20 protein-coding genes and 4 tRNA genes are annotated in these 21469 nt (G+C 39.4%); 9 read left to right on the top strand and 15 right to left on the bottom strand.

Going from position 1 to position 21469, the window contains the following annotated elements; genetic code table 11:
- Nucleotides 1-98: 98 nt before the first annotated feature.
- The 3 genes from FTU13_RS00485 to FTU13_RS00475 are packed head-to-tail and all read right to left on the bottom strand — an operon-like array spanning nt 99 to nt 2205.
- The gene (locus FTU13_RS00485) at nt 99-767 is read right to left on the bottom strand and encodes a hypothetical protein (protein WP_180161049.1); all 669 of its coding nucleotides are present in this window, start codon (nt 765-767) and stop codon (nt 99-101) included.
- A complete protein-coding gene (locus FTU13_RS00480) occupies nt 760-984 on the bottom strand; it encodes a hypothetical protein (protein ID WP_180161048.1) in 225 nt (74 codons plus the stop codon). The genes FTU13_RS00485 and FTU13_RS00480 overlap by 8 nt, the downstream gene beginning before the upstream one ends.
- A 9-nt stretch (nt 985-993) precedes the next feature.
- The gene (locus tag FTU13_RS00475) at nt 994-2205 is read right to left on the bottom strand and encodes a tyrosine-type recombinase/integrase (RefSeq protein ID WP_180161086.1); all 1212 of its coding nucleotides are present in this window, start codon (nt 2203-2205) and stop codon (nt 994-996) included.
- A gap of 1065 nt (nt 2206-3270) precedes the next feature.
- Between FTU13_RS00475 and glnA the strand changes: the two genes are divergently transcribed.
- A complete protein-coding gene (glnA, locus tag FTU13_RS00470; RefSeq protein WP_171263711.1) occupies nt 3271-4686 on the top strand; it encodes a type I glutamate--ammonia ligase in 1416 nt (471 codons plus the stop codon).
- Between the two features lie 95 nt (nt 4687-4781).
- Nucleotides 4782-5060: a hypothetical protein gene (locus tag FTU13_RS00465; RefSeq protein ID WP_180084127.1), complete on the top strand. Its 279-nt coding sequence runs from the start codon at nt 4782-4784 to the stop codon at nt 5058-5060.
- A gap of 84 nt (nt 5061-5144) precedes the next feature.
- On the opposite strand, the gene FTU13_RS00460 is transcribed toward FTU13_RS00465, so the two are convergent.
- A complete protein-coding gene (locus FTU13_RS00460; protein WP_180127288.1) occupies nt 5145-6059 on the bottom strand; it encodes a polysaccharide deacetylase family protein in 915 nt (304 codons plus the stop codon).
- 203 nt (nt 6060-6262) lie between these two features.
- Between FTU13_RS00460 and FTU13_RS00455 the strand changes: the two genes are divergently transcribed.
- From FTU13_RS00455 to FTU13_RS00440, 4 genes are all read left to right on the top strand, one after another.
- Entirely contained in the window at nt 6263-6748 is a 486-nt protein-coding gene (locus FTU13_RS00455; RefSeq protein WP_180127287.1) for a chorismate lyase, read from the top strand.
- A 22-nt stretch (nt 6749-6770) separates the two neighbouring features.
- Complete coding sequence (ubiA, locus tag FTU13_RS00450) at nt 6771-7652, top strand: 4-hydroxybenzoate octaprenyltransferase (RefSeq protein WP_180127286.1); 882 nt, start codon at nt 6771-6773, stop codon at nt 7650-7652.
- 122 nt (nt 7653-7774) lie between these two features.
- On the top strand, nt 7775-9235 hold the full coding sequence (locus FTU13_RS00445) for a S9 family peptidase (RefSeq protein WP_180127285.1): 1461 nt from the start codon (nt 7775-7777) through the stop codon (nt 9233-9235).
- A 182-nt stretch (nt 9236-9417) separates the two neighbouring features.
- Nucleotides 9418-9678 carry a hypothetical protein gene (locus FTU13_RS00440; RefSeq protein WP_180101918.1) on the top strand — a complete coding sequence of 87 codons (261 nt, stop codon included), beginning with the start codon at nt 9418-9420 and terminating at the stop codon, nt 9676-9678.
- 75 nt (nt 9679-9753) lie between these two features.
- On the opposite strand, the gene FTU13_RS00435 is transcribed toward FTU13_RS00440, so the two are convergent.
- The 8 genes from FTU13_RS00435 to FTU13_RS00400 all read right to left on the bottom strand — a co-directional run bounded on the left by FTU13_RS00435 (nt 9754) and on the right by FTU13_RS00400 (nt 13393).
- The gene (locus FTU13_RS00435) at nt 9754-10236 is read right to left on the bottom strand and encodes a DUF2726 domain-containing protein (protein ID WP_218947253.1); all 483 of its coding nucleotides are present in this window, start codon (nt 10234-10236) and stop codon (nt 9754-9756) included.
- Between the two features lie 22 nt (nt 10237-10258).
- Nucleotides 10259-10334 (bottom strand) — tRNA-Asn (locus FTU13_RS00430).
- Between the two features lie 256 nt (nt 10335-10590).
- A tRNA-Asn gene (locus FTU13_RS00425) sits at nt 10591-10666 on the bottom strand.
- Nucleotides 10667-10883: 217 nt separating this feature from the next.
- Nucleotides 10884-10959 (bottom strand) — tRNA-Asn (locus FTU13_RS00420).
- Between the two features lie 5 nt (nt 10960-10964).
- Nucleotides 10965-11040: transfer RNA gene (locus FTU13_RS00415), tRNA-Asn, on the bottom strand.
- Between the two features lie 87 nt (nt 11041-11127).
- Nucleotides 11128-11592, bottom strand: coding sequence for a hypothetical protein (locus tag FTU13_RS00410; RefSeq protein WP_180127283.1), 465 nt, complete (start codon nt 11590-11592; stop codon nt 11128-11130).
- A 259-nt stretch (nt 11593-11851) separates the two neighbouring features.
- Complete coding sequence (locus tag FTU13_RS00405; protein WP_180127282.1) at nt 11852-12478, bottom strand: superoxide dismutase; 627 nt, start codon at nt 12476-12478, stop codon at nt 11852-11854.
- A 156-nt stretch (nt 12479-12634) separates the two neighbouring features.
- The gene (locus FTU13_RS00400; RefSeq protein ID WP_180127280.1) at nt 12635-13393 is read right to left on the bottom strand and encodes a Nif3-like dinuclear metal center hexameric protein; all 759 of its coding nucleotides are present in this window, start codon (nt 13391-13393) and stop codon (nt 12635-12637) included.
- A 169-nt stretch (nt 13394-13562) separates the two neighbouring features.
- Here FTU13_RS00400 and FTU13_RS00395 point away from each other — a divergent pair, with 169 nt between their 5' ends.
- A complete protein-coding gene (locus tag FTU13_RS00395; protein ID WP_078191894.1) occupies nt 13563-14741 on the top strand; it encodes a S1C family serine protease in 1179 nt (392 codons plus the stop codon).
- Between the two features lie 185 nt (nt 14742-14926).
- The gene (locus FTU13_RS00390) at nt 14927-15184 is read left to right on the top strand and encodes a hypothetical protein (protein WP_078191893.1); all 258 of its coding nucleotides are present in this window, start codon (nt 14927-14929) and stop codon (nt 15182-15184) included.
- A 104-nt stretch (nt 15185-15288) separates the two neighbouring features.
- Here FTU13_RS00390 and FTU13_RS00385 read toward each other — a convergent pair whose 3' ends face one another.
- The 3 genes from FTU13_RS00385 to lipA all read right to left on the bottom strand — a co-directional run bounded on the left by FTU13_RS00385 (nt 15289) and on the right by lipA (nt 19771).
- Nucleotides 15289-15675, bottom strand: a complete 387-nt coding sequence (locus FTU13_RS00385; RefSeq protein ID WP_180127278.1) for a carboxymuconolactone decarboxylase family protein — start codon at nt 15673-15675, stop codon at nt 15289-15291.
- A 159-nt stretch (nt 15676-15834) separates the two neighbouring features.
- Nucleotides 15835-18348, bottom strand: a complete 2514-nt coding sequence (locus FTU13_RS00380; RefSeq protein ID WP_180127276.1) for an acyl-CoA dehydrogenase — start codon at nt 18346-18348, stop codon at nt 15835-15837.
- A gap of 409 nt (nt 18349-18757) precedes the next feature.
- Nucleotides 18758-19771, bottom strand: a complete 1014-nt coding sequence (lipA, locus tag FTU13_RS00375; RefSeq protein WP_180004941.1) for a lipoyl synthase — start codon at nt 19769-19771, stop codon at nt 18758-18760.
- 206 nt (nt 19772-19977) lie between these two features.
- Between lipA and sthA the strand changes: the two genes are divergently transcribed.
- Nucleotides 19978-21393, top strand: a complete 1416-nt coding sequence (gene sthA / locus FTU13_RS00370; protein ID WP_078190237.1) for a Si-specific NAD(P)(+) transhydrogenase — start codon at nt 19978-19980, stop codon at nt 21391-21393.
- The last annotated feature ends 76 nt before the right edge of the window (nt 21394-21469 follow it).

Genomic DNA, 21469 nt, shown 5'->3' with positions numbered 1-21469 from the left:
GGTAAGGCTTTAATGCTTTGGTCTGTTGATACGGTTGCTAAATACAATGACTGTAAGGCACGACATGGTGCAATTGTGAAGGCCCTCAAGTGAGGGCTTTATTTTTCCTTAAGAGATTCTGTCCTTTTTATAATGAAATTTCTTTCAAGTTTAACTAGAGAGTCTTGAAAATCTCTAAATGCATGAAAAATAATAAGCATGTTGGGAGGTGTTTGTTGATTTCCTGAGTCCAATACTTTTTGCTTAAAATCTCTAAAGGCACTTTTATAAACTTTTAAGCTATCCACTGTATCGATAAAATTATTATTGATAATTGCTAGAGTTTGTATTGACCTCGTTAATGTTAAAAAAGAAATATGCAGCTCAGGTAAATGCGCTTTTAAATCTTCATAAACCAATTTACGCCTATCCACATCTAATTGGACTTTACTGTCTTGCATTTCATAAAATAAATCTTGAAAAAAGATGTATTGTCGAGAAAACATTAAATCAAAATCTTCAAAATTTCTTAGAATTTGATTGATAAATGCAACATCTATATTTTTGTTATGCTGCTCCCTCCAATCATTAAATAATAGAGTCGCAATATAAGCTGCGATAAGGGTAGCGCCACCACTAAAAAAAGAGGAAACAATAGACCAAGTGTCTTTTAGTGAGTTTGATGAACCCTTAAATTCAAACAATATCCAAGATGAAGCAAAACAGAAAAAGCCTATGGCCATTGTAATGGCAATAATATTTATAATTTTATTTTGAATATCACTCACTAACTATCTCCACGCCCTCCCAGAAATCACCCTTCTTTTTCGCCAAGAAAATATCAGCATCCCGAACACTCATAAAATACTTGGCTTTCTCGTAATCACTGGTCCAATGCCAACCCGATTGATCTACAAAATTCACTTCTGACAATTCCCAATAATCCAAATCATCTTCTTGTTTTACATAGGAGAGATACTTTTTATTTTTCTTCATAACAATCATAGATTCACCTCACCAGCTATCAACCATATCAGCCCAATCTTGCATCATTTTTCTACGCTCTTCTAAATTTTGAGCGTGATTATATGTGCCACGAACCGCATTTTTATCTACATGCGCAAGCTGCAATTCTATCCATTCTGAGCTATATCCAGCCTCATGAAGCAATGTTGATGCTGTGGCTCGAAAGTCGTGTGCTGTGAACTCAAAACCCATAGATCCAAGCGCTCGATTTATGGTGGTTTTGTTCATTATTTTTGATTTATTAAAGACCGAGCAAAACACATATTCATCATTTGATTGTAGTTTTTGACTCTCTAAGATTTTAAAAATTTGATCGCTAATTGGCACCAAATGAGTTCTGTTCATTTTGATGTTTCGCTCACCTTGATCCAGCTGCTCTTTCGTTGCTGGTGGTATAGTGATTAATCTATTTTCAAGATCAATCCACTCCCAACGCAAGCGACAAACCTCAATTGATCGCATCATTGAATACAATAAAAGGAGTATTGAATTTTTAACCATTTCAGTAGATCGACTGTTTTTTAGCGCACTATTAAAACGTGATTTTTCATCACTCGTTAAAGGTCTAGCGGTTTGCTTTGGAGGGCGCTCAACAGTTTGGCCAAGTGATATTGCTGGATTGCTTTCGCAGCGCAGATTGGCGATAGCGTAGTTAAAGATTGAATTCACAAGTTGGCGATTACGAATAGCCGTGCTTTCACCAGTACCATGATTCATCTGCTTAGATACGCGCTTAATCGTATCTTTCTGCATTCTGAGCACATCATGCGGAGTAATTGTTTTTAAATCTTTACTGCCAAATGCAGGAAATAAATCACGCGCAAAAGCTTTCTCTACGGTAAGCCTAAACGATTCAGACCTTTTATTTTTCTTTACTTCATACCATTCAAGGGCAATATCCTTAAATGTAGATTCTGACTTAAGTTTGGCTTGCTCCCTTTCCTCAATTCGATATTTGGCTGGATCAATATTCTGATCCAACAGTGTTTTTTGATCTATGGTTTTTTGACGGGCAGTAGCCAGACTTACAACAGGGTATTCACCGAGACTTAACATTGATGCTTTCCCGAGAAAACGATAACGAAAACGCCAGTGCTTTGATCCATTCGGACGCACTTCAATACATAGTCCAGAATGATCTGCCATCCTGTACATTTTATCTCTTGGTTTTAATTGTTTGATCTTGGTATCATTTAGCATAGGTTGTGAGTAACGAAGTGTCGAAAGCTTGTTACTCACAATCTTACTCACATATCCATTTAATGCAATTAGACAATAATTTACGGCAGTTAATGTAAGAGGGTGTGTTGAGTAAGGCTAAGTATTTTATTTTTATAACAATTTATAATATTTAACAAATCTGATTCTTTTCGATCATCAAAAGCATGAGCGTATTAACCTTTGAAATTTATGCACTTAAATGTGCTTTGAATAGTCCGAAATGATTCTAAATAGTTGTATATTGACCCAAATATCGTGTGGATATTTTAAATAGAAAAATAGTGAAATATTTAGAATGCAGCCAATCATAGCAAATATTATTCAATTTCTGCTGAACAATTTCGCCAAAGTTCATCGCAACTGAAATCATTTCAATAAATTTTCGACTTATAAATTTGGGATTTAATTTGAACAAGACATTAGGCTGAATTTAAGTGGGTAAAATATGTTCAATTGATATTTTAAAAAGATCTGCTTGATGTCGTTAAAAATAGCAATTCAGGCTCTAGATGGAAAAATATGAACCGTTTTGAAGCAAAATCACCAAAATGGAGCACAATTAATGTTAAGGTAAATTGATTAAAATTAAAACAAAATGGTTAAATTAACGTCAAAAAATGGATACTTTACGGGCTCAAAAAACCTAGATATCGATCATTAATTCAGTTATTACGCCAGTATTTTTCCATTTATAACTAGCTAAGCCATTAGTTTCTATCGTATTTAAATTCGACCTTAAAGCATTGATAAAATCTCAATGATTTTATCGTTGAAAGCGATTAATCATTTTGGTGCAAAACCAAGTTGCACTATTTTGATACACCTGCGAGAAGTTTTTAAACAAAAGTGATGAAGAGTGGCTGAATATGGTGCATTTACTGTTACACACAGTATAATAGTCGAAAAGCTAGGAGCTAAAATCTTCTATTCTGATAAGGAATTCAATATTTTAGCTTGGCTTTTAAAAGTTGGTACGGTAATTGCTTAATAACTACCAACTACTAACACGCACTTCAGTGTGCACAAAAAAATCATCGGAGCAAAATGAGCATGGCGAACAAGGTCCTTCAACTCATCCAAGAAAGTGGCGCAAAATGGGTCGATTTTCGCTTTACTGATACTAAGGGTAAAGAACAACACGTAACTTACCCAGCAGATTCAATCGACGAAGATACGTTTGAAGATGGCAAAATGTTTGATGGTTCTTCAATTGCTGGTTGGAAAGGCATTGAAGCATCTGACATGATCTTACGTCCAGATGCAGAAACTTGTTTTATCGACCCGTTCTTTGCAGAAGCTACAGTTGTTGTGACTTGTGATGTTATCGAACCTTCAACTGGTCAAGGTTATGAACGTGATCCACGCTCTATTGCTCGCCGTGCGGAAGAATACCTAAAATCAACTGGTATCGGTGATACTGCTTATTTTGGTCCAGAACCAGAATTCTTCGTATTTGACGAAGTAAAATGGGACATCGATATGTCTGGCGCGCGCCACACATTAATCGCTGAAGAAGCTGCTTGGTCTACTGGTAAAGATTACGAAGCTGGTAACTCTGGTCACCGTCCACGTGTGAAAGGTGGTTACTTCCCAGTTCCTCCTGTAGATTCTTCACAAGATATGCGTGCAGATATGTGTGCAAAAATTGAAGACATCATGGGCCCAGGTCGTGTAGAAGTACATCACCACGAAGTTGCATCTTGCCAGCTTGAAATCGGTGTAAGCTTCAACACTATGGTTCGCAAAGCGGACGAAGTTCAACAGTTCAAATATGCTGTTTGGAACGTTGCTCACCAATATGCTAAAACTGCTACATTTATGCCTAAACCAATGGTTGGCGATAACGGTTCTGGTATGCACGTTCACATGTCGATCTCTAAAGATGGCAAGAACTTGTTTGCTGGTGATGAATACGCTGGTCTTTCAGAAATGGCGTTGTACTTCATTGGCGGTGTGATCAAACACGCTCGTTCATTGAACGCAATCACAAACCCATCAACTAACTCGTACAAACGTTTAGTTCCACATTTCGAAGCACCGATTATGCTTGCTTACTCAGCACGTAACCGTTCAGCTTCTATCCGTATTCCTTACGTTTCTAGCCCTAAAGGCAAACGTATCGAAGCACGTTTCCCAGATCCAATGATGAACCCGTACTTAGGTTTCGCTGCACTTCTTATGGCTGGTCTTGACGGTATTCAAAACAAGATCCACCCAGGTGAAGCTGCTGACAAGAACTTGTACGACCTTCCTCCTGAAGAAGAAGCTAAAATCCCTACAGTGGCTCATAGCTTAGATATGGCGCTTGAAGCTCTTGCAGCTGACCATGATTACCTTCTTAAAGGTGGCGTGTTCACTAAAGAAATGCTTGATGCCTACATCGAACTTAAAACTGAAGAAGTTCGTCGTCTTAACACGACTACTCACCCAGTTGAATTCGACATGTACTACAGCTTGTAATTCTGTACAGAATTGCACTGTAAAAAGACCCGCCTTGTGCGGGTTTTTTATGAGATGGGTTAAGATAAAGCAAAGAGTTGAATGAATATCTAAACATGGCAAAACCACGTAAAAAACATACCGGTTTTTTCCCTTGGATTGATCCAGCGGATCAGGCAAAGGGATTTAAACTTAACTTCTCAGAAGTGACTTATTTGGAAGTGGGGCGGACCGTTGAAGGCTATAAACAGGTTCAATTTGTCGAGTTGAAAAACCCAGAGCTGGCATTGGAGTTTGAATACCCTGAAAGTTTTTATATTACGACCGAAGGGTTGGTTTTAATAAAAACGCCGCAAGGCAAGTTTGAAGCCATTGCCAAGACAGATAACTTTTAATTCAACACTAAAAAATTGAACTGAAAAAATGACCTGCAATATTGCAGGTCATTTTTTATTGAGCTTTAAGTGATTTGCTAATCGTCATTGCAAACCATGCTGTTTTAAATTGTCGATTTCATAAGGCGCATCTTCGGCAGGGTAGCGTAAGTTTTCTAATCCTTTGGTTTTGGCAATGGACCAAATCACACTCTCTCCCGCAGGGATGTTTTGGCTGCGCTGTGCATATAGTGGGTTTTGTAGGGCGTCTGCTGCTGAAATAAATGTCCAGCCATGCTGCTGAAAGGCGGTAATGAGATCTTTTAAAAATGCGGCATTAATAGCATTTACATGTAAAAGTAAAACATGCTGTGGTGAACGATTTATGGTGAGCTGGGCAAGTTGGTCATAATAATCTGCTCGGTGAAGCAGGTGAGCAATATATGCTTGTTTTAGTCGGTCTAATTTGTCCTGATCTTGCTGTTTGGCATAGTCGAGATATTTTTGGTTATAAAACCAGTCACTGGCATCTATACTCACACCGCCAATGCGGTATTGATGCTGCTCTAACCACTGATAGACAGCATCACGTTTTTCAGCGCTATTACCTTCTTTTAAAAATGGATAACGATAGATACGTGTGTAATTCGGCAGCGTTTTTAACACTGTATCCGCATGTTCAATGCTGTGCAGATAATCGTGTACAGTGACACTTTGTTTATTCAGGTTTTGGTGCAATGCACTGTGATTGCCAATCAGATGGCCAGATTGTCCCCACGCTTGAATCAGTTGTTTACCTTGATAATCGCCAATTTTAATCAGGCTAGGGAAGACAATAGTTTTGATTTGTTGATCATGCAGATGTTTTAAAATTTGGGCATTGATTTGTTCCGCTTGTGCGTTAAACGCTGGATTTAATCCATCATCAAAACTGAGTGCAAGAGATTTTGCTTGAACCGTGATATTGGCACAAAGTAAAACGAAAAAAATAAAAACATATAGCGGCTTATATGGAAACATTATGCTTGTGTAATTTGGTGGTTATCCACGACATCATACTGGGTAAGTGAGGTTTGTGTTGATTGCATATGTAATGAAGTACTTAAGCCGTTTTGGTTTTGCTCATTTTACTGAAAACAAGCTATGGGTCATGAAAAACGATGTTGAGTTGGTTACACTAAGGATTCGCTATACTCAGCAAATGCTTATAAGGGAAATGAAATATGCAGCGTCAAGCATGCGAAATGCGGGATAAAAGAATGTCTCCTGAATTAAGAACATGGTTGTATGCTTCGGGTTCATTAACCCAACAATTAACAGATTTTGCCCAAGGCGTATTTAAGGTTGAGCCGAGTATTGAGCAATTTCAACGTATGACGCTTCAAGATGCACGGTGGCTACAAATGCCAATACAGCACACAGCTTGGGTACGTGAAAGTTATTTATATGGCTGTGAAGCTGAGCCGTGGGTCAAGGCAAAAAGTATATTTCCAATCCTTAGCATACAAGGACGTGCGCGGATTTTTCAGCATATTGGTAAAAAACCGATCGGACATTTTTTATTTCAGCGTACCAATCCGAAGTGTGAGCGGCGTGTACTGTGGCTAGGCGATGGTTGGACACGTCAGAGCTGTTATACTTGGCATGGTTGTAAATTTATAGTTCAGGAAACTTTTTTAGCGAGTTTTGAGCAATATTTGCAGAAATAACATTACCAGATGAAGGACAGTCATGGCCGTGGTGCAACAGATTACTTGGCAGCAGCGTTTAGAAGCTTATTACTATTTATGTCGCTTCGATAAGCCAATTGGCACGGAACTGGTTTTTTGGCCAACCATGTGGGCACTGTGGATTGCCAATCAAGGAACACCGCAATTCAGTATTTTGATTCCCATGATTTTGGGCACGATATTTATGCGTGCAGCAGGTTGTGCGATTAATGACTTTGCTGACCGTAAAGTCGATGGTGCTGTGGAAAGAACCAAGCATCGTCCTTTAGCCACTGGGGTGATTAGTGCTAAAGAAGCCATATATGTGTTCTTGATCTTGGTGCTTGCTAGCGCATGTATGTTGTTCTTTTTACCGATAGAAACTTTTTATTGGTCCTTTGGTGCATTGTTTTTAGCGTTCATTTATCCCTTTATGAAACGCTACACGCATCTGCCACAAGTATTTTTAGGCGCGGCATTTTCATGGTCGATTCCTATGGCTTATACCGCTGTGGGGCAAACACCTGATTTAACGTGTTGGTTATTGTATTTCGGTAATTTGGCGTGGACCGTTGCATATGACACACAATATGCCATTACTGACCGTGAATATGATTTGAAAATTGGCGTGAAATCGACTGCGATTTTATTTGGTAAATATGATATTGAAATCATTTCTTTATTACAGGCGCTAAGCATTGTACTGATTGGTTCTGCGTTGTATTTAGAAGATCTCTTGATGCCATTCGGTTTGCTCGCGTTGTTGGCTGTGGCTGCCGATTTTATTTACCAGTGGACTAAAACTAAAGACCGTGATCCGCAGTTATGTTTTTGGGCGTTTCGCCATAACCGTTGGGTAGGGCTTATGATTTTTATAGGGATTTTCATGGCCCTTAAACTTTAATGTCATTGATCTGAAACTGTTTAAAATGAACTAAAGCATCCTATTCGGGTGCTTTTTTTTATGTCTTAATAAAAAGGCATGTAGTTTCATGTTTAAAGAATAATGATTAAAAAGGATATTTTATGAAACGTTCAAAAATAGCATTAGCTCTGACAGTTGCAGTTTCTATGCTGTCTTTAACCGCGTGTAATGATGATGATAATGACTCATCATCTTCGAATCAAAAATCAACATTTGTTTCTGAAGCAAATTATGCTTTAGATACTGTAGACAATACATCGTCCATAAAAGTCATGACGTATAACATGACCAATGTGCAGGGGAAAGCAGCGACTGCAACAGCCTTGGTATTATTTCCAAAAGCTACACAACCTAAAGATGGGTATCGCGTTGTGGTGTGGGAGCATGGAACAGTTGGAGCAGGAGATGAGTGTGCTCCAAGTAAAAATGTAATTCATCCACGTTTTAAAATTCTAGCTAACACGCTTATGGCGGCAGGTTATGTAATTGTGGCGCCAGACTATGAAGGCTTAGGAACCAAAGGAGTTCATCCATACCTTAATTTATCAAGTGCGGCAAATTCGGCGCTTACTGCAGTTAAAGCGGCAAAAGAACATTATGGTAAGCAACTCAATGGTCAGTGGATGTCGATTGGTCAATCGCAAGGTGGTCATGCATCCTTAGGCACGGCGGAATTTGCGAATACCGATACTAACTATAAAGGTGCAGTAGCAGCCGCACCTGCGTCGAGTTTAGGCACGATTATTAAGATTTATTTAGATCCAAAACTAAATGTTGATGCAAACGGTCAACCTAAACCCCATGGATTGAATAGATTGGATGAACAGTTGGCTCAAGTGCGTTATGCACTTGGTGTGGGGCAGCTTTCGGAGGTTCAAGCACAAGCGTTAATTGATCAAATTGCAGATGGCTATGCTGAGCTTTTGGCATATGCTGCATTGACCAGTTCGGGTATTAAAGCCTATGAGCCAAATTATGATTTAAAAAATATCTTTACTGCTGATGCTGGTGTTATTGCAGAAAAAGCCTATGGACGTACAGGGGATGACGGTGCATGTTTAAGTTATGCCGATCCAAATGGCGCAAATGGTTTGCAAGAACAGTTTAAAGCAGCTGTGATTGAATTCTTAAAGGATCCAATGCATAAGGTTTCACAGTACGGAATTGATTTGAATAAAATTGATACCGATCCTGTCGTTCAGAAATTTTTAAATGATAATCAGCCAGCGACAAATGCTACTGCTGCCAAAGTAATTAAAGCGCCTGTGTATATTATTCAAGGTGCAAATGATCAGGCAGTTATTCCTGTGGTTACGCAAGCGCTATTTGCAAATATGAAAACACAAGCGAAGAAGTATTTCCCAGATGAAAATTATGCTGAAGGTTATCAATTAGACGTTGTGCCAAATGCAAGTCATACACAGGCAATTATCTGTAGAAATGCGCAAGCGGTCGAATTTATTCAAGCTAAAATGTCTGCAGGTACAGGTATTGTCTTAACCAATGAGCAAAAAGATGCAAGCCAAAGTCCACATTGTAAGGGGGTAGCTGCTTCAAGCTAAGTTTTTTCAATAATAAAAAAAGGAGCATGTCTCCTTTTTTTTGCATATTGGATTATTAATCATTCAATCCTTAAAAATGAGGGGCACAGTTAGTTCGAGCAAAGAATGTTATGAATACTTGAGCGAATTTTGTTTTTTGCTATATTGGGCGTCGAATTATTTATGTATATGAAAGAATAGTTATGTCTGAAGTTAAGCCAAAACCCAATACCAAAAAGATGATCACTCTGATGGCACTTGGGCTATTGATTCCTATATTTTTGGTCAGTATGGCTTTTCTTGCAGTCAATAGTGATGCCAAAAACCAAGAAAAATATAAGCAACAACAAGCTGAGATGATTGAGCGTATTAAAGCAAAAGAAGCACAAGATGAGGCTTTGGCTGCTGAGGCTGACCAAGCAGTATCAGAAGTGCTGGCAGCTCAAGAGTCAAATGCTCAATAAAATTCTGCTTACGTTATGGATGTGAATGCAATGCGCATTCACTCAATGTTCGATTGTACCTTAGGTATTTAACAACTATTTATTTACATCATGCCTGAGCGTGTGAACTGTTGGAATACTGGTATAGCGGATTACACGGTAGCCAGCTTCTTCAAGCATTGCATCACGTTCAGCATCTTCTTGCTCTTTGCCTATATGACTGGGGTCATCCAGTTCGATAATTACAAGCACATCGTAAGTTTGGTCAAGTATGACAAAATCAGTGACTTTTCGATTAAATCTATTTCTGATTTTGTAATTTTGAGTGGTGATCAGTGCGCTAAACGCCACTTGTGCTAAAATGTGGTAGTCCGGAAATGCTTCATTTAAACGATGAAACATCTTACTTTCAAAGGCAGTGATTACACGACGTGGGAAAAACTTTTGTTTGCTTCTAAACAGTCTCGGAAAGACTAAGCAGACAAGGGCAAAAGTTGCCAAGCAACCAATAATAAAAAATGTAAACTGACTGAGATTTGGCACGAAATAAACTACATATATGAAAAAAGCCCACGTCATGATGCGTGGGCTTTTTAGAATTTGGCTCTCCAACCTGGGCTCGAACCAGGGACCTGCGGATTAACAGTCCGTCGCTCTACCGACTGAGCTATTGGAGAATCTGCACGCATTCTATGGGGCAAATGCAGTGAGGTCAAGTCAGAATTGCAAAAAATAAGGAAATTTAGGCTGAATGTATTAAATATAAACACCTTTAATATAAAGCGTTTTTAAAACTTAAGCTCTGACTATTCTTTCTAATGTGGTCGGAGAGCTAAGTGAATAGCTTAGGTCATAGAGCAAGTTATACTTATCTTAAAACAAAAGTCAGAGCATAAAAAAAGCCCACGACATAATGCGTGGGCTTTTAGAATTTGGCTCTCCAACCTGGGCTCGAACCAGGGACCTGCGGATTAACAGTCCGTCGCTCTACCGACTGAGCTATTGGAGAATCTGAAGTGGATTCTAAAGATGTATGGGAGGGTGGTCAAGCCTGATTTAAATAAAATACTTAAAAATCAAATTAAGTGTTTTAAAAATAGCCGAATCAGACAACTTGGTACATATACGGATACTTTTTAGGAAAGCAAAAACAAAAAGGTAGGTATGCTTTGTTAAATATCAGGCAATAAAAAACCCACTTCGCAATGAGTGGGCTTTTTAGAATCTGGCTCTTCCACCTGGGCTCGAACCAGGGACCTGCGGATTAACAGTCCGTCGCTCTACCGACTGAGCTATGGAAGAATAGATGGCTCTCCAACCTGGGCTCGAACCAGGGACCTGCGGATTAACAGTCCGTCGCTCTACCGACTGAGCTATTGGAGAATCTGATGCGCATTTTAGGGATGAATTTTAAAGTGGTCAAGCAGATTTGATGAAATGACTATTTGAATGTTTTTTTATTGTTCAAGTCTAGAAATTTTTTCTTAAATAGCGGTTATTTTTGAAGTTTTTTATATCATCTAGGTTGCTGATTTGCTTTATCGTCAAATTTTGTAGATTTAAATTTTTAAGCGTTGTTATGCGTTTCTCTTGATCTAAAGGAATTATAATTTGGAATAATAAATATATTTCTAAAATTTGATGGTTTGCGAAGGTATCTAAATGAAATTTAGAAAAAGACATAACAGGTTTAATGGTGTTTTGGTGTAGATTAAAAAGATTTTGATTGTGTTTGAATACAATCCTTAATAAATATTCATTACCGACAGGTAATAGTTTGTAGTGACTTTTTGTGTTGTTAATGGATATGCTTTCTATTTGATCATAGTTAAACTGAATTTTCATTATATAAAGTTGAATTATACAATGACTTTCGAAAAATCTAATTTGTGGCAGTCCATTTTTGATGATAAGTAAAATTAAGACGAATTCCATAATTGATAATCCAGTCAGTATTAGTGCTGAATTAAAGCTATATTTAATAGATTCTTGAACATAAGAGTAACTCACATACTGGATTATAGTGATAAAGATAAACATCACTAATATTTTGGTATATTTTGCTTTTATGATTAGTAATGGCTCTTGATTCATTCTTTTGTGTAATATTGTTTGTTGTGGCCGTATGATATTTAAAGCATAAAAAATCACCCTAAAAGGGTGATTTTTTTGACTTTTGAATAAGTTTTAAAACTTATTTTTCAACGCCAGCAGCTTGACCTGCATATTTAGCGTTTGCATAGTCCCAGTTCACTAGGCTTTCTAAGAAAGTAGAGATGTATTTAGGACGAGCGTTACGGAAGTCGATGTAGTAAGCATGTTCCCAAACGTCGATAGTCAACACTGCAACTTTACCGTGAGCAAGTGGAGTGTCAGCATTTGAAGTTTTAAGGATAGAAAGGTTGCCGTTTACTTCGTCAGCAACTAACCAAGCCCAACCTGAACCGAACTGAGTTGCAGCAGCATTTGCAAATTCTTCAGCGAATTTTTCGTAAGAACCGAAAGCTTCGTCGATTTTAGCTGCTAAAGCGCCAGTAGCTTTACCGCCACCGTTTTTAGCCATACAGTTCCAGTAGAATGTGTGGTTCCATACTTGAGCTGCATTGTTGAAGATACCAGCTTTAGAAGCATCGCCTTTAACAGTAGTGATGATTTCTTCTAAAGTTTTGCCAGCAAGGTCAGTACCTTCAATTGCTTTGTTTAGGTTAACCACATAAGTATTGTGGTGTTTGTCGTGATGGTATTCTAAAGTTTCTTTGCTGATGTGCGGAGCAAGATCTTCGTAACCGTAAGGTAATGCTGGTAAAGTAATCGTTGTCATGTTTTCAATTCCTTGCATTTTGCTGGGTTTTGACATTAAGTGCCGTTATTGTAATAGATTCTTGCAGTAAAATGCGCATTGCTTATAAATAACAATACAGAATAAAGCCTGAAAATATACGTATAAGGACTGAGTCAAAGACCAAGACGATTTAAATTAAATCGGGTTGTTTAATTCGAAATAACTATACTCAATATTGAACTGTTCTGAAATAGCTTTTGCGAGTCGTTGTACACCATATCTTTCAGTTGCATGATGTCCGCAGGCATAATAATGCACATTTAATTCTTCAGCTTCGTAAAAAGTACGTTCACTCACTTCACCTGAAATGTACGCATCACAATCTAATGCAGCGGCTTTGCCAATAAAGTCTTGTGCGCCACCCGTACACAAACCAATTTTTTGAATCGATGGTTTATCTGCCGGCAGGTGAATGACATCAAATCCTAATTTTTCAGAAACGAAGTCTTTAAACGCCGCTGGAGTCATTGCTTGTTTTAAATAACCAACATTACCAATAGGATTGCGCTCAGTAGGATCTAAGGCTTCAATATTCTCTAATTCGAGCAAATCTGCTATCGCTGCATTATTACCTAAAGTAGGGTGACTATCTAAAGGTAAGTGATAACCAACGAGTGAAATATCGTTTTTGATCAGGGTTTTGATGCGTTTGCCACGCATACCTGTGATTGGGTAAGCTTCACCTTTCCAAAAATAACCATGGTGTACCAATAGCAAATCAGCTTTTTCTGCTATCGCGGCTTCAATCGCTGTTTGTGATGCGGTAACTGCACATAAAATTTTATGTACTTCTGCTGAGCCTTCAATTTGCAAGCCGTTGGGAGCATAGTCCTTAAATTCATGTGCTTTGAGTGTGCTGTCACACCACTGAATAATTTCACTTAAATGAGCCATATACTGTCCAAAATCTCAAAGAGATGCATCAAAATTTACGATTGTTTAAATTGTAACTAAAGAATCACAAATCTCTGTATTTATTTTTAATTTTGTTGAAAATATTACATTACAATACGATATAAATTATTTAGCCATCAATGAATTATAAAATTTAGAGGATATAGACGTGCGTCGGACCTTTACATGGTTACCTTGGGTATTATTAATACTTGTGATCATCGGTTTCTTTACATGGCAACAGGTTCAAAAACCTAAAGCACCCATTGCCCCAGATGGGGTCAAAATGCCTGCAGAAAAGGTTGAGCCCCTCATTGATACGTCGCGTACAGGCGGTGTGGTTTCATATAGTGCTGCGGTAAAAGTTGCTGCTCCAGCGGTTGTGAATATTTTCACTACGCAAAAAGTGAAACAGTTGGATCATCCTTTATTAAATGATCCTGTTTACCGTGAGTTTTTTGGTAATCAACTTCCAGATCAAACCAATCAAAATGAAAATAGTTTAGGTTCAGGTGTGATTGTCCGTCCAGATGGCTATATTTTGACGAATAACCACGTGATTGCACAGGCCGATCAGATCGTTGTGGCTTTACATGATGGTCGTCGTGCTGAAGCGAAAGTTGTGGGCACAGACCCAGATACAGACTTAGCTGTGATTAAGATTGAAATGAGTCAATTACCGGTTTTACCGTTTAAGCTAAGTGGCAATGAAGTCGGTGATGTCGTCCTAGCGATTGGTAACCCTTTTGGCGTGGGTCAGACGGTTACGCAAGGGATTATCTCAGCTACAGGTCGTTCAGATTTGGGAATCAACACTTACGAAGACTTTATTCAAACAGATGCGGCGATCAACCCCGGCAACTCTGGTGGTGCTTTAATTGATGTTGCAGGGAACTTAATTGGTGTAAATACCGCGATCTTCTCGCAGTCAGGTGGCTCTTTGGGGATTGGTTTTGCCATTCCTGCAAAAGTGTGCCAACAAGTGCTGAACGCTATTTTAAAAGATGGGCGAGTGGTACGTGGTTGGTTAGGTATTAGTTTACTTCCAATTAAACAAGAAAATATTTTAGATCCACGGGTGAATGGCGTGATTGTCGCAGATGTCATTCGCAATGGACCAGCAGCACAAGCAGGTTTAAAACGTGGTGATAAAATCATGAAAGTGAATAATGAGCTAATTACCTCGACTTCGCATTTAATCAACTACGTTGCACAACAAGCGCCATTGAGCACTATGCAAATTGACATTGAGCGAGACGGAAAGGCGATGACATTGCCGGTACAAGTGGGAGAGCGTAAACCGCAAACTCAAAACAGTGACTCGCAATATATTCCATTACCCCGCTAGCATAGAAAATCCCTCTTCATGAGGGATTTTTTTTTAGTTCCTTTTTTGCACATCGCTTTTAAGTGCATCGTTTGCGCCAAACAATGCGCTTTGTAATTGAAATATCAATTACAAAAATGCATTGAACACTTTGCTGAATTTGGCTTAATTTATAAGCAATAATAATCAGATAAGCGTATAAGAATATGAGCTTTTTACCCGCTGAACATGCCAAAGTTTTATCCAGTCAAGCCAATTTAGATATCGCCTTATATAAGACACGTTTGGCTTTGCTGATTGAGGAAAATGCCAAACAGGGGAATACCGCCGTATTTACGGTTTTACCCAAGCATTTAGCTTTAGAAGAGATTCGAAGTTTATCTGCTGAGCTTACAGAATTGGGATATCAAGTTCGATTTGAAGTGAATGAATTCTTCTATAATTTTAATGTCTACTGGATTTGATTCGGGATTCACTGCATTTAAGGTCCTAAGTTAAAAACAAGATGAAACCCTTTAGAAAACCACGATAATCGTAGTTTTCTAAAGCCGTTTTATAATGCAGTAACTTATTCAGATTTTTGATAGTCATTAATGACTTCAAGTGCCGCACGAAAGGCTTCTTGAGTCGCCGGTGCGCCACAATATGGCAAACTATGAAGTAACACTTCCTGAATTTCTTCTACAGTCGCCCCATTATTTAAAGCACCTCGGACATGACCCTTGAGTTCTGTCGGACTTTTTTGTGCAATTAAAAAGGCAATGGTAATCAGTGAGCGATATTTACGGGGTAAAACGCCTTCACGTTGCCAAGTTGAACCCCATGCATGCTCATTAATCCAATCTTGCAAAGGTTGAGTAAATGGCACGGTATTGTCTTGCGCACGTTTGACGAAACTCTCACCCATAACTTCAGTACGAACTTTTAAGCCATTTTCATAATCTTGTTGTGACATGCAGCAAACCCTCTGTGATGTAATTTTGCAATACAGCCTATACCTTTGACTCTACGATACCATTGGCTGATGGTCTTATAAAAAAGCCATCCCATTGTTTAAGAGTGGAATGGCTTTTATTTTGAGAAAAATAAAGCTTAAAAGCGATGCAGAAGCTGATTAATAACGCAGGAATGCTTCTGGTTCATCATTGGTGTGTTGTTGCTTTTTCACTTCTGGTGAAACGGTTAAATGTGGATTGGATAGCTCAAGTTCGTGGATGAGTTGCATATCGAAAACATCTGTGAGCATACTGTCATAGCGTTGAATGTTGTAAGTGCTGAGCTGTTCAGCTTCGGAGGCAGTAATGACTTTTTGTGCAATGGCATCGGCTATATGTGCTTCAAAAGTTAAACCTTTAAATTGGCCTTTAGATTCAGCTTTTTTAAATTGGTTCCACAGCGGTTCAATTTTTAACAGTTGTAAAAAGGCATTTTCCATACGACCAGAAACTTCATCTGCTGCGGTGCTGTAATACACGTGCTTTTTCAGTTCTTGGCGGAAAGTATTGTCTAGCATCATTTGAGTGGCAACTTCACGTTTTAAACGGTCTGTCGGTTTAGCAACAACTCGTCCAAACGGAAAGCAGATGATTTTTACTACGCTTGCTGCTAGTCGCATTGGGAAGTTATCAAATAAGCCCTGGAAAGCTTCTTCAACATTGTACAAAGCTTTATCTAATGCAAGTTGCGCATGTAATTGTTCAGCTTCACTTCTTTGACCTTGTTCATAATATTTAAGAATAGCCGTCGCGATAAATAAATAAGAGTGAATGTCTGCAAGTCGGCCCGAAAGCATTTCTTTACGTTTAATATCACCGGCTAATAGGCCAAGACACATATCTGCAGTCAGCGCGAAATCGGCACTGAATCGATTAATTTTTTTATAGTAGGGGCGGCTAAATTCATCTGCTGAAGCTGGTGAGTCGGATGGGCCACCTGTGAACGCATAAGCAAAGGCGCGTGCAGTTCGGTTAAAGGTATAGCCTAAGTGCTTAAACAGCATTTCATTGAATGAATTGAGTGCAGTGTTTTTATCTTCGGCTTGAAGTAATTGTAGCTCCTCAAATAAATATGGATGGCAACGCATTGAGCCTTGTCCAAAAATCATCAAAGAGCGACTTAGAATATTGGCACCTTCGACAGTAATTGACACAGGAATGGCCTGATAATTCAAAGCTAAAAAATTACGAGGTCCCATTTGCACGGCACGTCCACCGACGATGTCCATGCCGTGATTAACTACTTTACGCATGGTTTCAGTGGCATAGTATTTAGCCATTGCAGTCATTACAGCAGGTTTGCCGCCTTGGTTTAAACCACAAGTCACCAAATAGCGAAATGCTTCAAGCATATAAGCATCTGAAGCGATATCACTCGATGCTTCTTGCACACCTTCAAAATTACCTACAGAAATTTTAAACTGCTGACGAACTTTGGCAAATGCACCGACATTTAAATATGCCATTTCTCCGGCTGCCGTTGACAATGCAGGGAGTGAAATACCACGACCAACCGCTAAGCATTCCATTAGCATACGCCAGCCTTTACCGGCATTTTCTATCCCACCAATGATCCAGTCTAAGGGAATAAAGACATCTTTACCTTCAACTGTCCCATTCATAAATGGTGAGCCTGGATTATGACGAGGCCCTGTAATGACACCGTCATGACTCGCCGGTAGCAGCGCGCAGGTGATGCCGTATTCAGTTTTATTTTTATCTCCCAATAAGCCATCTGGATCGTATAACTTAAATGCAAGACCAATGACGGTGGCAATTGGTGCAAGAGTAATCCAGCGTTTGGAGAAGTTCATGTTTAAGCCGAGCACCTGTTGTCCTTCAAAAGTGCCATAACAGACGACACCTGTATCTGGAATGGCGCCTGCATCCGAACCGGCTTCAGGACTGGTGAGTCCAAAACATGGAATTTCTTCACCTTTTGCAAGGCCAGGGAGGTATCGGTCTTTTTGTGCTTCGGTACCATAGTGTAGAAGTAATTCCCCCGGTCCAAGAGAGTTGGGCACCATACAACTGACTGCGGCAGTCAGTGATCGGGATGCAATTTTGCTCATGACACGGCTTTGTGCAAATGAACTAAATTCACGGCCCCCGTAAGATTTTGGAATCACCAGTCCTAAGAAACCATTATCTTTAATAAATTGCCAAGCTTCTGGTGGGAGGTCTTTATGTTTATGGTGAATATCCCACTCGTTGAGCATGGCACAAAGTTGTTCAACTTCATTATCAATGAAAGATTGTTCTTCAGCGCTGAGCTGAGGGTAGGGATAAGCCTCAAATTTTTTCCAATCAGGCGCACCCATAAATAGCTCTTTTTCCCACCAACTTGTTCCTGCATCCAACGCTTCACGTTCCGTAGTACTCATACTCGGCATCGCATTTGCTAAGGTTTTATAGGCAGGTTTGGTGAGCAGATTGAGCCGCAGTGGGTCAATCAACATAACTAAAATTAAAGCAATAAGCGGGATGCCAAGTATTAATGACCATGGGGTTAAAAAGGCGAGTGCAATTGAAACAAATATCAGTGTTATTGCACCTACAGCTCGTGAAAGTTCAAAGAAAAAAACGGCCCAAAGAGCAAAAATAAAGAGTACTGCACTGAGTATAAATAGCATTTGTTATGGCTCCAGTGACAAGGGCCAGAGCGTTATGCGTTTAAAACCGCCTACATGCGTTTAAAAATGATCTCATCTTTTGTCTTTCTGATTTTAAAGTGCATGAGACTGTCAAAATGGCATCACTCGGCTGGTGAGTATGATTGGACAATTGCGCGAATATAATGAAAGCGCAAATAAAGTGTTATCAATAGATTGATTAATGAATAATCACAACACAATCCCTATCGGGCAAAGAAATGTCACATTACGTAAATTTGGATGATTCGATATACTGGATAACGTTTAAGGAACGCACTATTTTCAAAAGATCATATAGTGGTAAATGAATTGGGCTGAGTGTGAAAGCCACAAAAAAGCCCTCAATCAATGAGGGCTTTAATTTGAGATGTTTTAAATCTTTGCGTGATTAAGCTTCAATCGTTTGAACTGCAATTTTCTTTGCAGGATCAGTTTTACGACGTACCGCAGGTACTGGCTCACCATAGTATTGACGGTCAGCAAAGTAGCTAGAACGAACCATTGGTGCAGCCCAAATGTTTTTGAAACCAAGCTTTTGACCATGTGCTGTGTAACGATCAAACTCTTCAGGTGTAACGAAACGATCGATCGGTGCATGTTCTTTAGAGGGCTGTAAGTACTGACCAATGGTGACATAGTCAACATCGTGTGCTTTTAAGTCGTCTAATAACGCGATCACTTCTTCTTCAGTTTCACCAATACCGACCATCAAACCACATTTGGTTGGAACATCTGGGCAGTATTCTTTAAACATTTTTAATAAGTTTAGAGAGTGTTGGTAGTCAGAACCCGGACGCATTGCTTTATACAAACGTGGCACGGTTTCAATGTTGTGGTTAAACACATCAGGTGGACACTCCGTCATAATACGAAGGGCAACATCCATACGACCACGGAAGTCAGGAACTAGAATTTCCAAAAGTGTTTTTGGACTCAAGTCACGAGCTTCTTTAATACAGTCAACAAAGTGCTGTGCGCCGCCATCAACTAGGTCATCACGGTCGACCGACGTAATTACGGCATATTTCAAACCAAGATTGGCAATGGTTTCTGCCATGTGACGTGGTTCATCTGGGTCAAGAGCATTGGGACGACCATGCGCAACGTCGCAGAATGGGCAACGACGAGTACAGATATCGCCCATAATCATAAAGGTTGCAGTACCGCCACCGAAACATTCAGGTAAGTTCGGGCAAGCCGCTTCTTCACACACGGTATGTAATTTTTGTGCGCGCAAAGTTGTTTTAATACGTTGAACTTCATCAGGGGCAGCCATTTTGACCCGAATCCAGTCAGGCTTACGAGGCGTTTCAACCGTTGGCACGACCTTCACAGGTATGCGAGCGACTTTTTCTGCGCCACGAAGTTTTACACCCTGTACAGGTTTACGGTTCTCAGACATATTCAACTTTTCCACTGTTTTTGACGAGGAGATATTCAAAAAATTAGCTCGATCATTATAGCGGACTTGAGCTTAAATAGGGGGAAAACGATATTCATATAATAAATGTGGTTATCACATAATATATGTGAGCTAAATATCCAAAAAAGTTAGGATATACGTCATAATACAGCCTAGATTAAAGAATATTTGTAAAGGAGCGTTGAATGCCACGTAAGAAAGAGGTCGTTAGTGGAACTTTCGTGAAATACGATGCGGTAGTTCTGGGTTCTGGCCCTGCGGGTGAAGGCGCTGCAATGAAACTTGCTAAATCAGGTAAGCGAGTTGCTATTGTAGATATGCGTGAACAGCTTGGTGGTAACTGTACCCATGTAGGAACAATTCCAAGTAAAGCATTGCGTCAGACCGTTTCAAGCATTTTACGTTACCAACGTGACCCTATGTTCCAAAAAGTCGGTGAATGGAAACAGTTCACGATGAAACAGGTGTTACGTAATGCGCATAAAGTGATTCAACAACAAGTTGAAACGCATTCACGTTTTTATGACCGTAATAAAATTGATATTTTCCACGGCCGTGCGTATATCCAAGATCAAAACACTGTTTTGATTTTTAGCAATGAAGGTATGACGGAAACTTTAGTATTCCAGCAATTAGTGATTGCGACAGGTTCACGTCCTTACCGTCCAGCTGCTTTAGACTTTAATCATCCTCGCGTATTTGATTCAGACAAAATTTTGGATCTGGATTATTCAATCCAAAAAATCATCATTTATGGTGCAGGTGTGATTGGTTGTGAATATGCGTCTATCTTTATTGGTCTAGACCACAAAGTAGACTTGATCAATACACAGCACAAATTACTCAGCTACTTAGACGATGAAATCTCAGATGCATTGTCATATCGTTTACGTGAGCAGGGTGTACTGATTCGCCACAACGAGCAGATTGATCATCTTGAAACACATGACGATCATGTAGTTCTGCACTTGCAAAGTGGTAAGAAAATTAAAGCAGATGCGATTTTGTGGTGTAACGGTCGTTCTGGTAATACCGATGGTTTAGGCCTAGAAAATGTAGGCATCAAACCAAACAGCCGTGGTCAATTAACCGTGAATGATCAATATCAGACTGAAGTAGAGAATATCTTTGCTGCGGGTGATGTAATCGGTTGGCCTTCACTTGCATCTGCTGCATATGACCAAGGTCGCTGTGCCGGTTCTAACATGAGCGGTGAAGAAGGAATTGCACCTGTAACGGATATTCCTACAGGTATTTATACAATTCCTGAAATTTCTTCGATTGGTAAAACTGAACAACAGTTAACGGAAGAAAAAATTCCGTATGAAGTGGGTCAGGCATCTTTCCGTCATTTGGCACGTGCGCAAATTACGGGCGATACCGTGGGCGAGCTTAAAATCTTGTTCCATCGTGATACTTTAGAAATTTTAGGTGTTCATTGCTTCGGTAATAATGCTGCGGAAATTATTCACATTGGTCAGGCCGTGATGAACAGCCCGAACAATACGATTAAATATTTCGTAGAAACCACATTTAACTATCCGACTATGGCGGAAGCGTACCGTGTTGCAACATTGAATGGTATGAACCGTTTATTCTAAGGTTAAATTAAACTTAGAATGTACAATGAAAGACCCGTAAGTTTCGGCTTGCGGGTTTTTTTATGGTTAGGATAAA

The sequence above is a fragment of the Acinetobacter sp. YH12064 genome, from assembly GCF_013419735.1.
GTDB classification, from domain to species: domain Bacteria; phylum Pseudomonadota; class Gammaproteobacteria; order Pseudomonadales; family Moraxellaceae; genus Acinetobacter; species Acinetobacter amyesii.
Note: the sequence above shows the minus strand (reverse complement) of the source record. Positions and strands in the feature narration are given on the sequence as shown.

Coding starts and splice junctions, on each gene's coding strand:
- FTU13_RS00480 (WP_180161048.1), bottom strand. CDS start 984: ATGATTGTTATGAAGAAAAATAAAAAGTATCTCTCCTATGTAAAACAA.
- FTU13_RS00475 (WP_180161086.1), bottom strand. CDS start 2,205: ATGCTAAATGATACCAAGATCAAACAATTAAAACCAAGAGATAAAATG.
- glnA (WP_171263711.1), top strand. CDS start 3,271: ATGAGCATGGCGAACAAGGTCCTTCAACTCATCCAAGAAAGTGGCGCA.
- FTU13_RS00465 (WP_180084127.1), top strand. CDS start 4,782: ATGGCAAAACCACGTAAAAAACATACCGGTTTTTTCCCTTGGATTGAT.
- FTU13_RS00460 (WP_180127288.1), bottom strand. CDS start 6,059: ATGTTTCCATATAAGCCGCTATATGTTTTTATTTTTTTCGTTTTACTT.
- FTU13_RS00455 (WP_180127287.1), top strand. CDS start 6,263: ATGCAGCGTCAAGCATGCGAAATGCGGGATAAAAGAATGTCTCCTGAA.
- ubiA (WP_180127286.1), top strand. CDS start 6,771: ATGGCCGTGGTGCAACAGATTACTTGGCAGCAGCGTTTAGAAGCTTAT.
- FTU13_RS00445 (WP_180127285.1), top strand. CDS start 7,775: ATGAAACGTTCAAAAATAGCATTAGCTCTGACAGTTGCAGTTTCTATG.
- FTU13_RS00440 (WP_180101918.1), top strand. CDS start 9,418: ATGTCTGAAGTTAAGCCAAAACCCAATACCAAAAAGATGATCACTCTG.
- FTU13_RS00435 (WP_218947253.1), bottom strand. CDS start 10,236: ATGACGTGGGCTTTTTTCATATATGTAGTTTATTTCGTGCCAAATCTC.
- FTU13_RS00410 (WP_180127283.1), bottom strand. CDS start 11,592: ATGGAATTCGTCTTAATTTTACTTATCATCAAAAATGGACTGCCACAA.
- FTU13_RS00405 (WP_180127282.1), bottom strand. CDS start 12,478: ATGACAACGATTACTTTACCAGCATTACCTTACGGTTACGAAGATCTT.
- FTU13_RS00400 (WP_180127280.1), bottom strand. CDS start 13,393: ATGGCTCATTTAAGTGAAATTATTCAGTGGTGTGACAGCACACTCAAA.
- FTU13_RS00390 (WP_078191893.1), top strand. CDS start 14,927: ATGAGCTTTTTACCCGCTGAACATGCCAAAGTTTTATCCAGTCAAGCC.
- FTU13_RS00385 (WP_180127278.1), bottom strand. CDS start 15,675: ATGTCACAACAAGATTATGAAAATGGCTTAAAAGTTCGTACTGAAGTT.
- FTU13_RS00380 (WP_180127276.1), bottom strand. CDS start 18,348: ATGCTATTTATACTCAGTGCAGTACTCTTTATTTTTGCTCTTTGGGCC.
- lipA (WP_180004941.1), bottom strand. CDS start 19,771: ATGTCTGAGAACCGTAAACCTGTACAGGGTGTAAAACTTCGTGGCGCA.
- sthA (WP_078190237.1), top strand. CDS start 19,978: ATGCCACGTAAGAAAGAGGTCGTTAGTGGAACTTTCGTGAAATACGAT.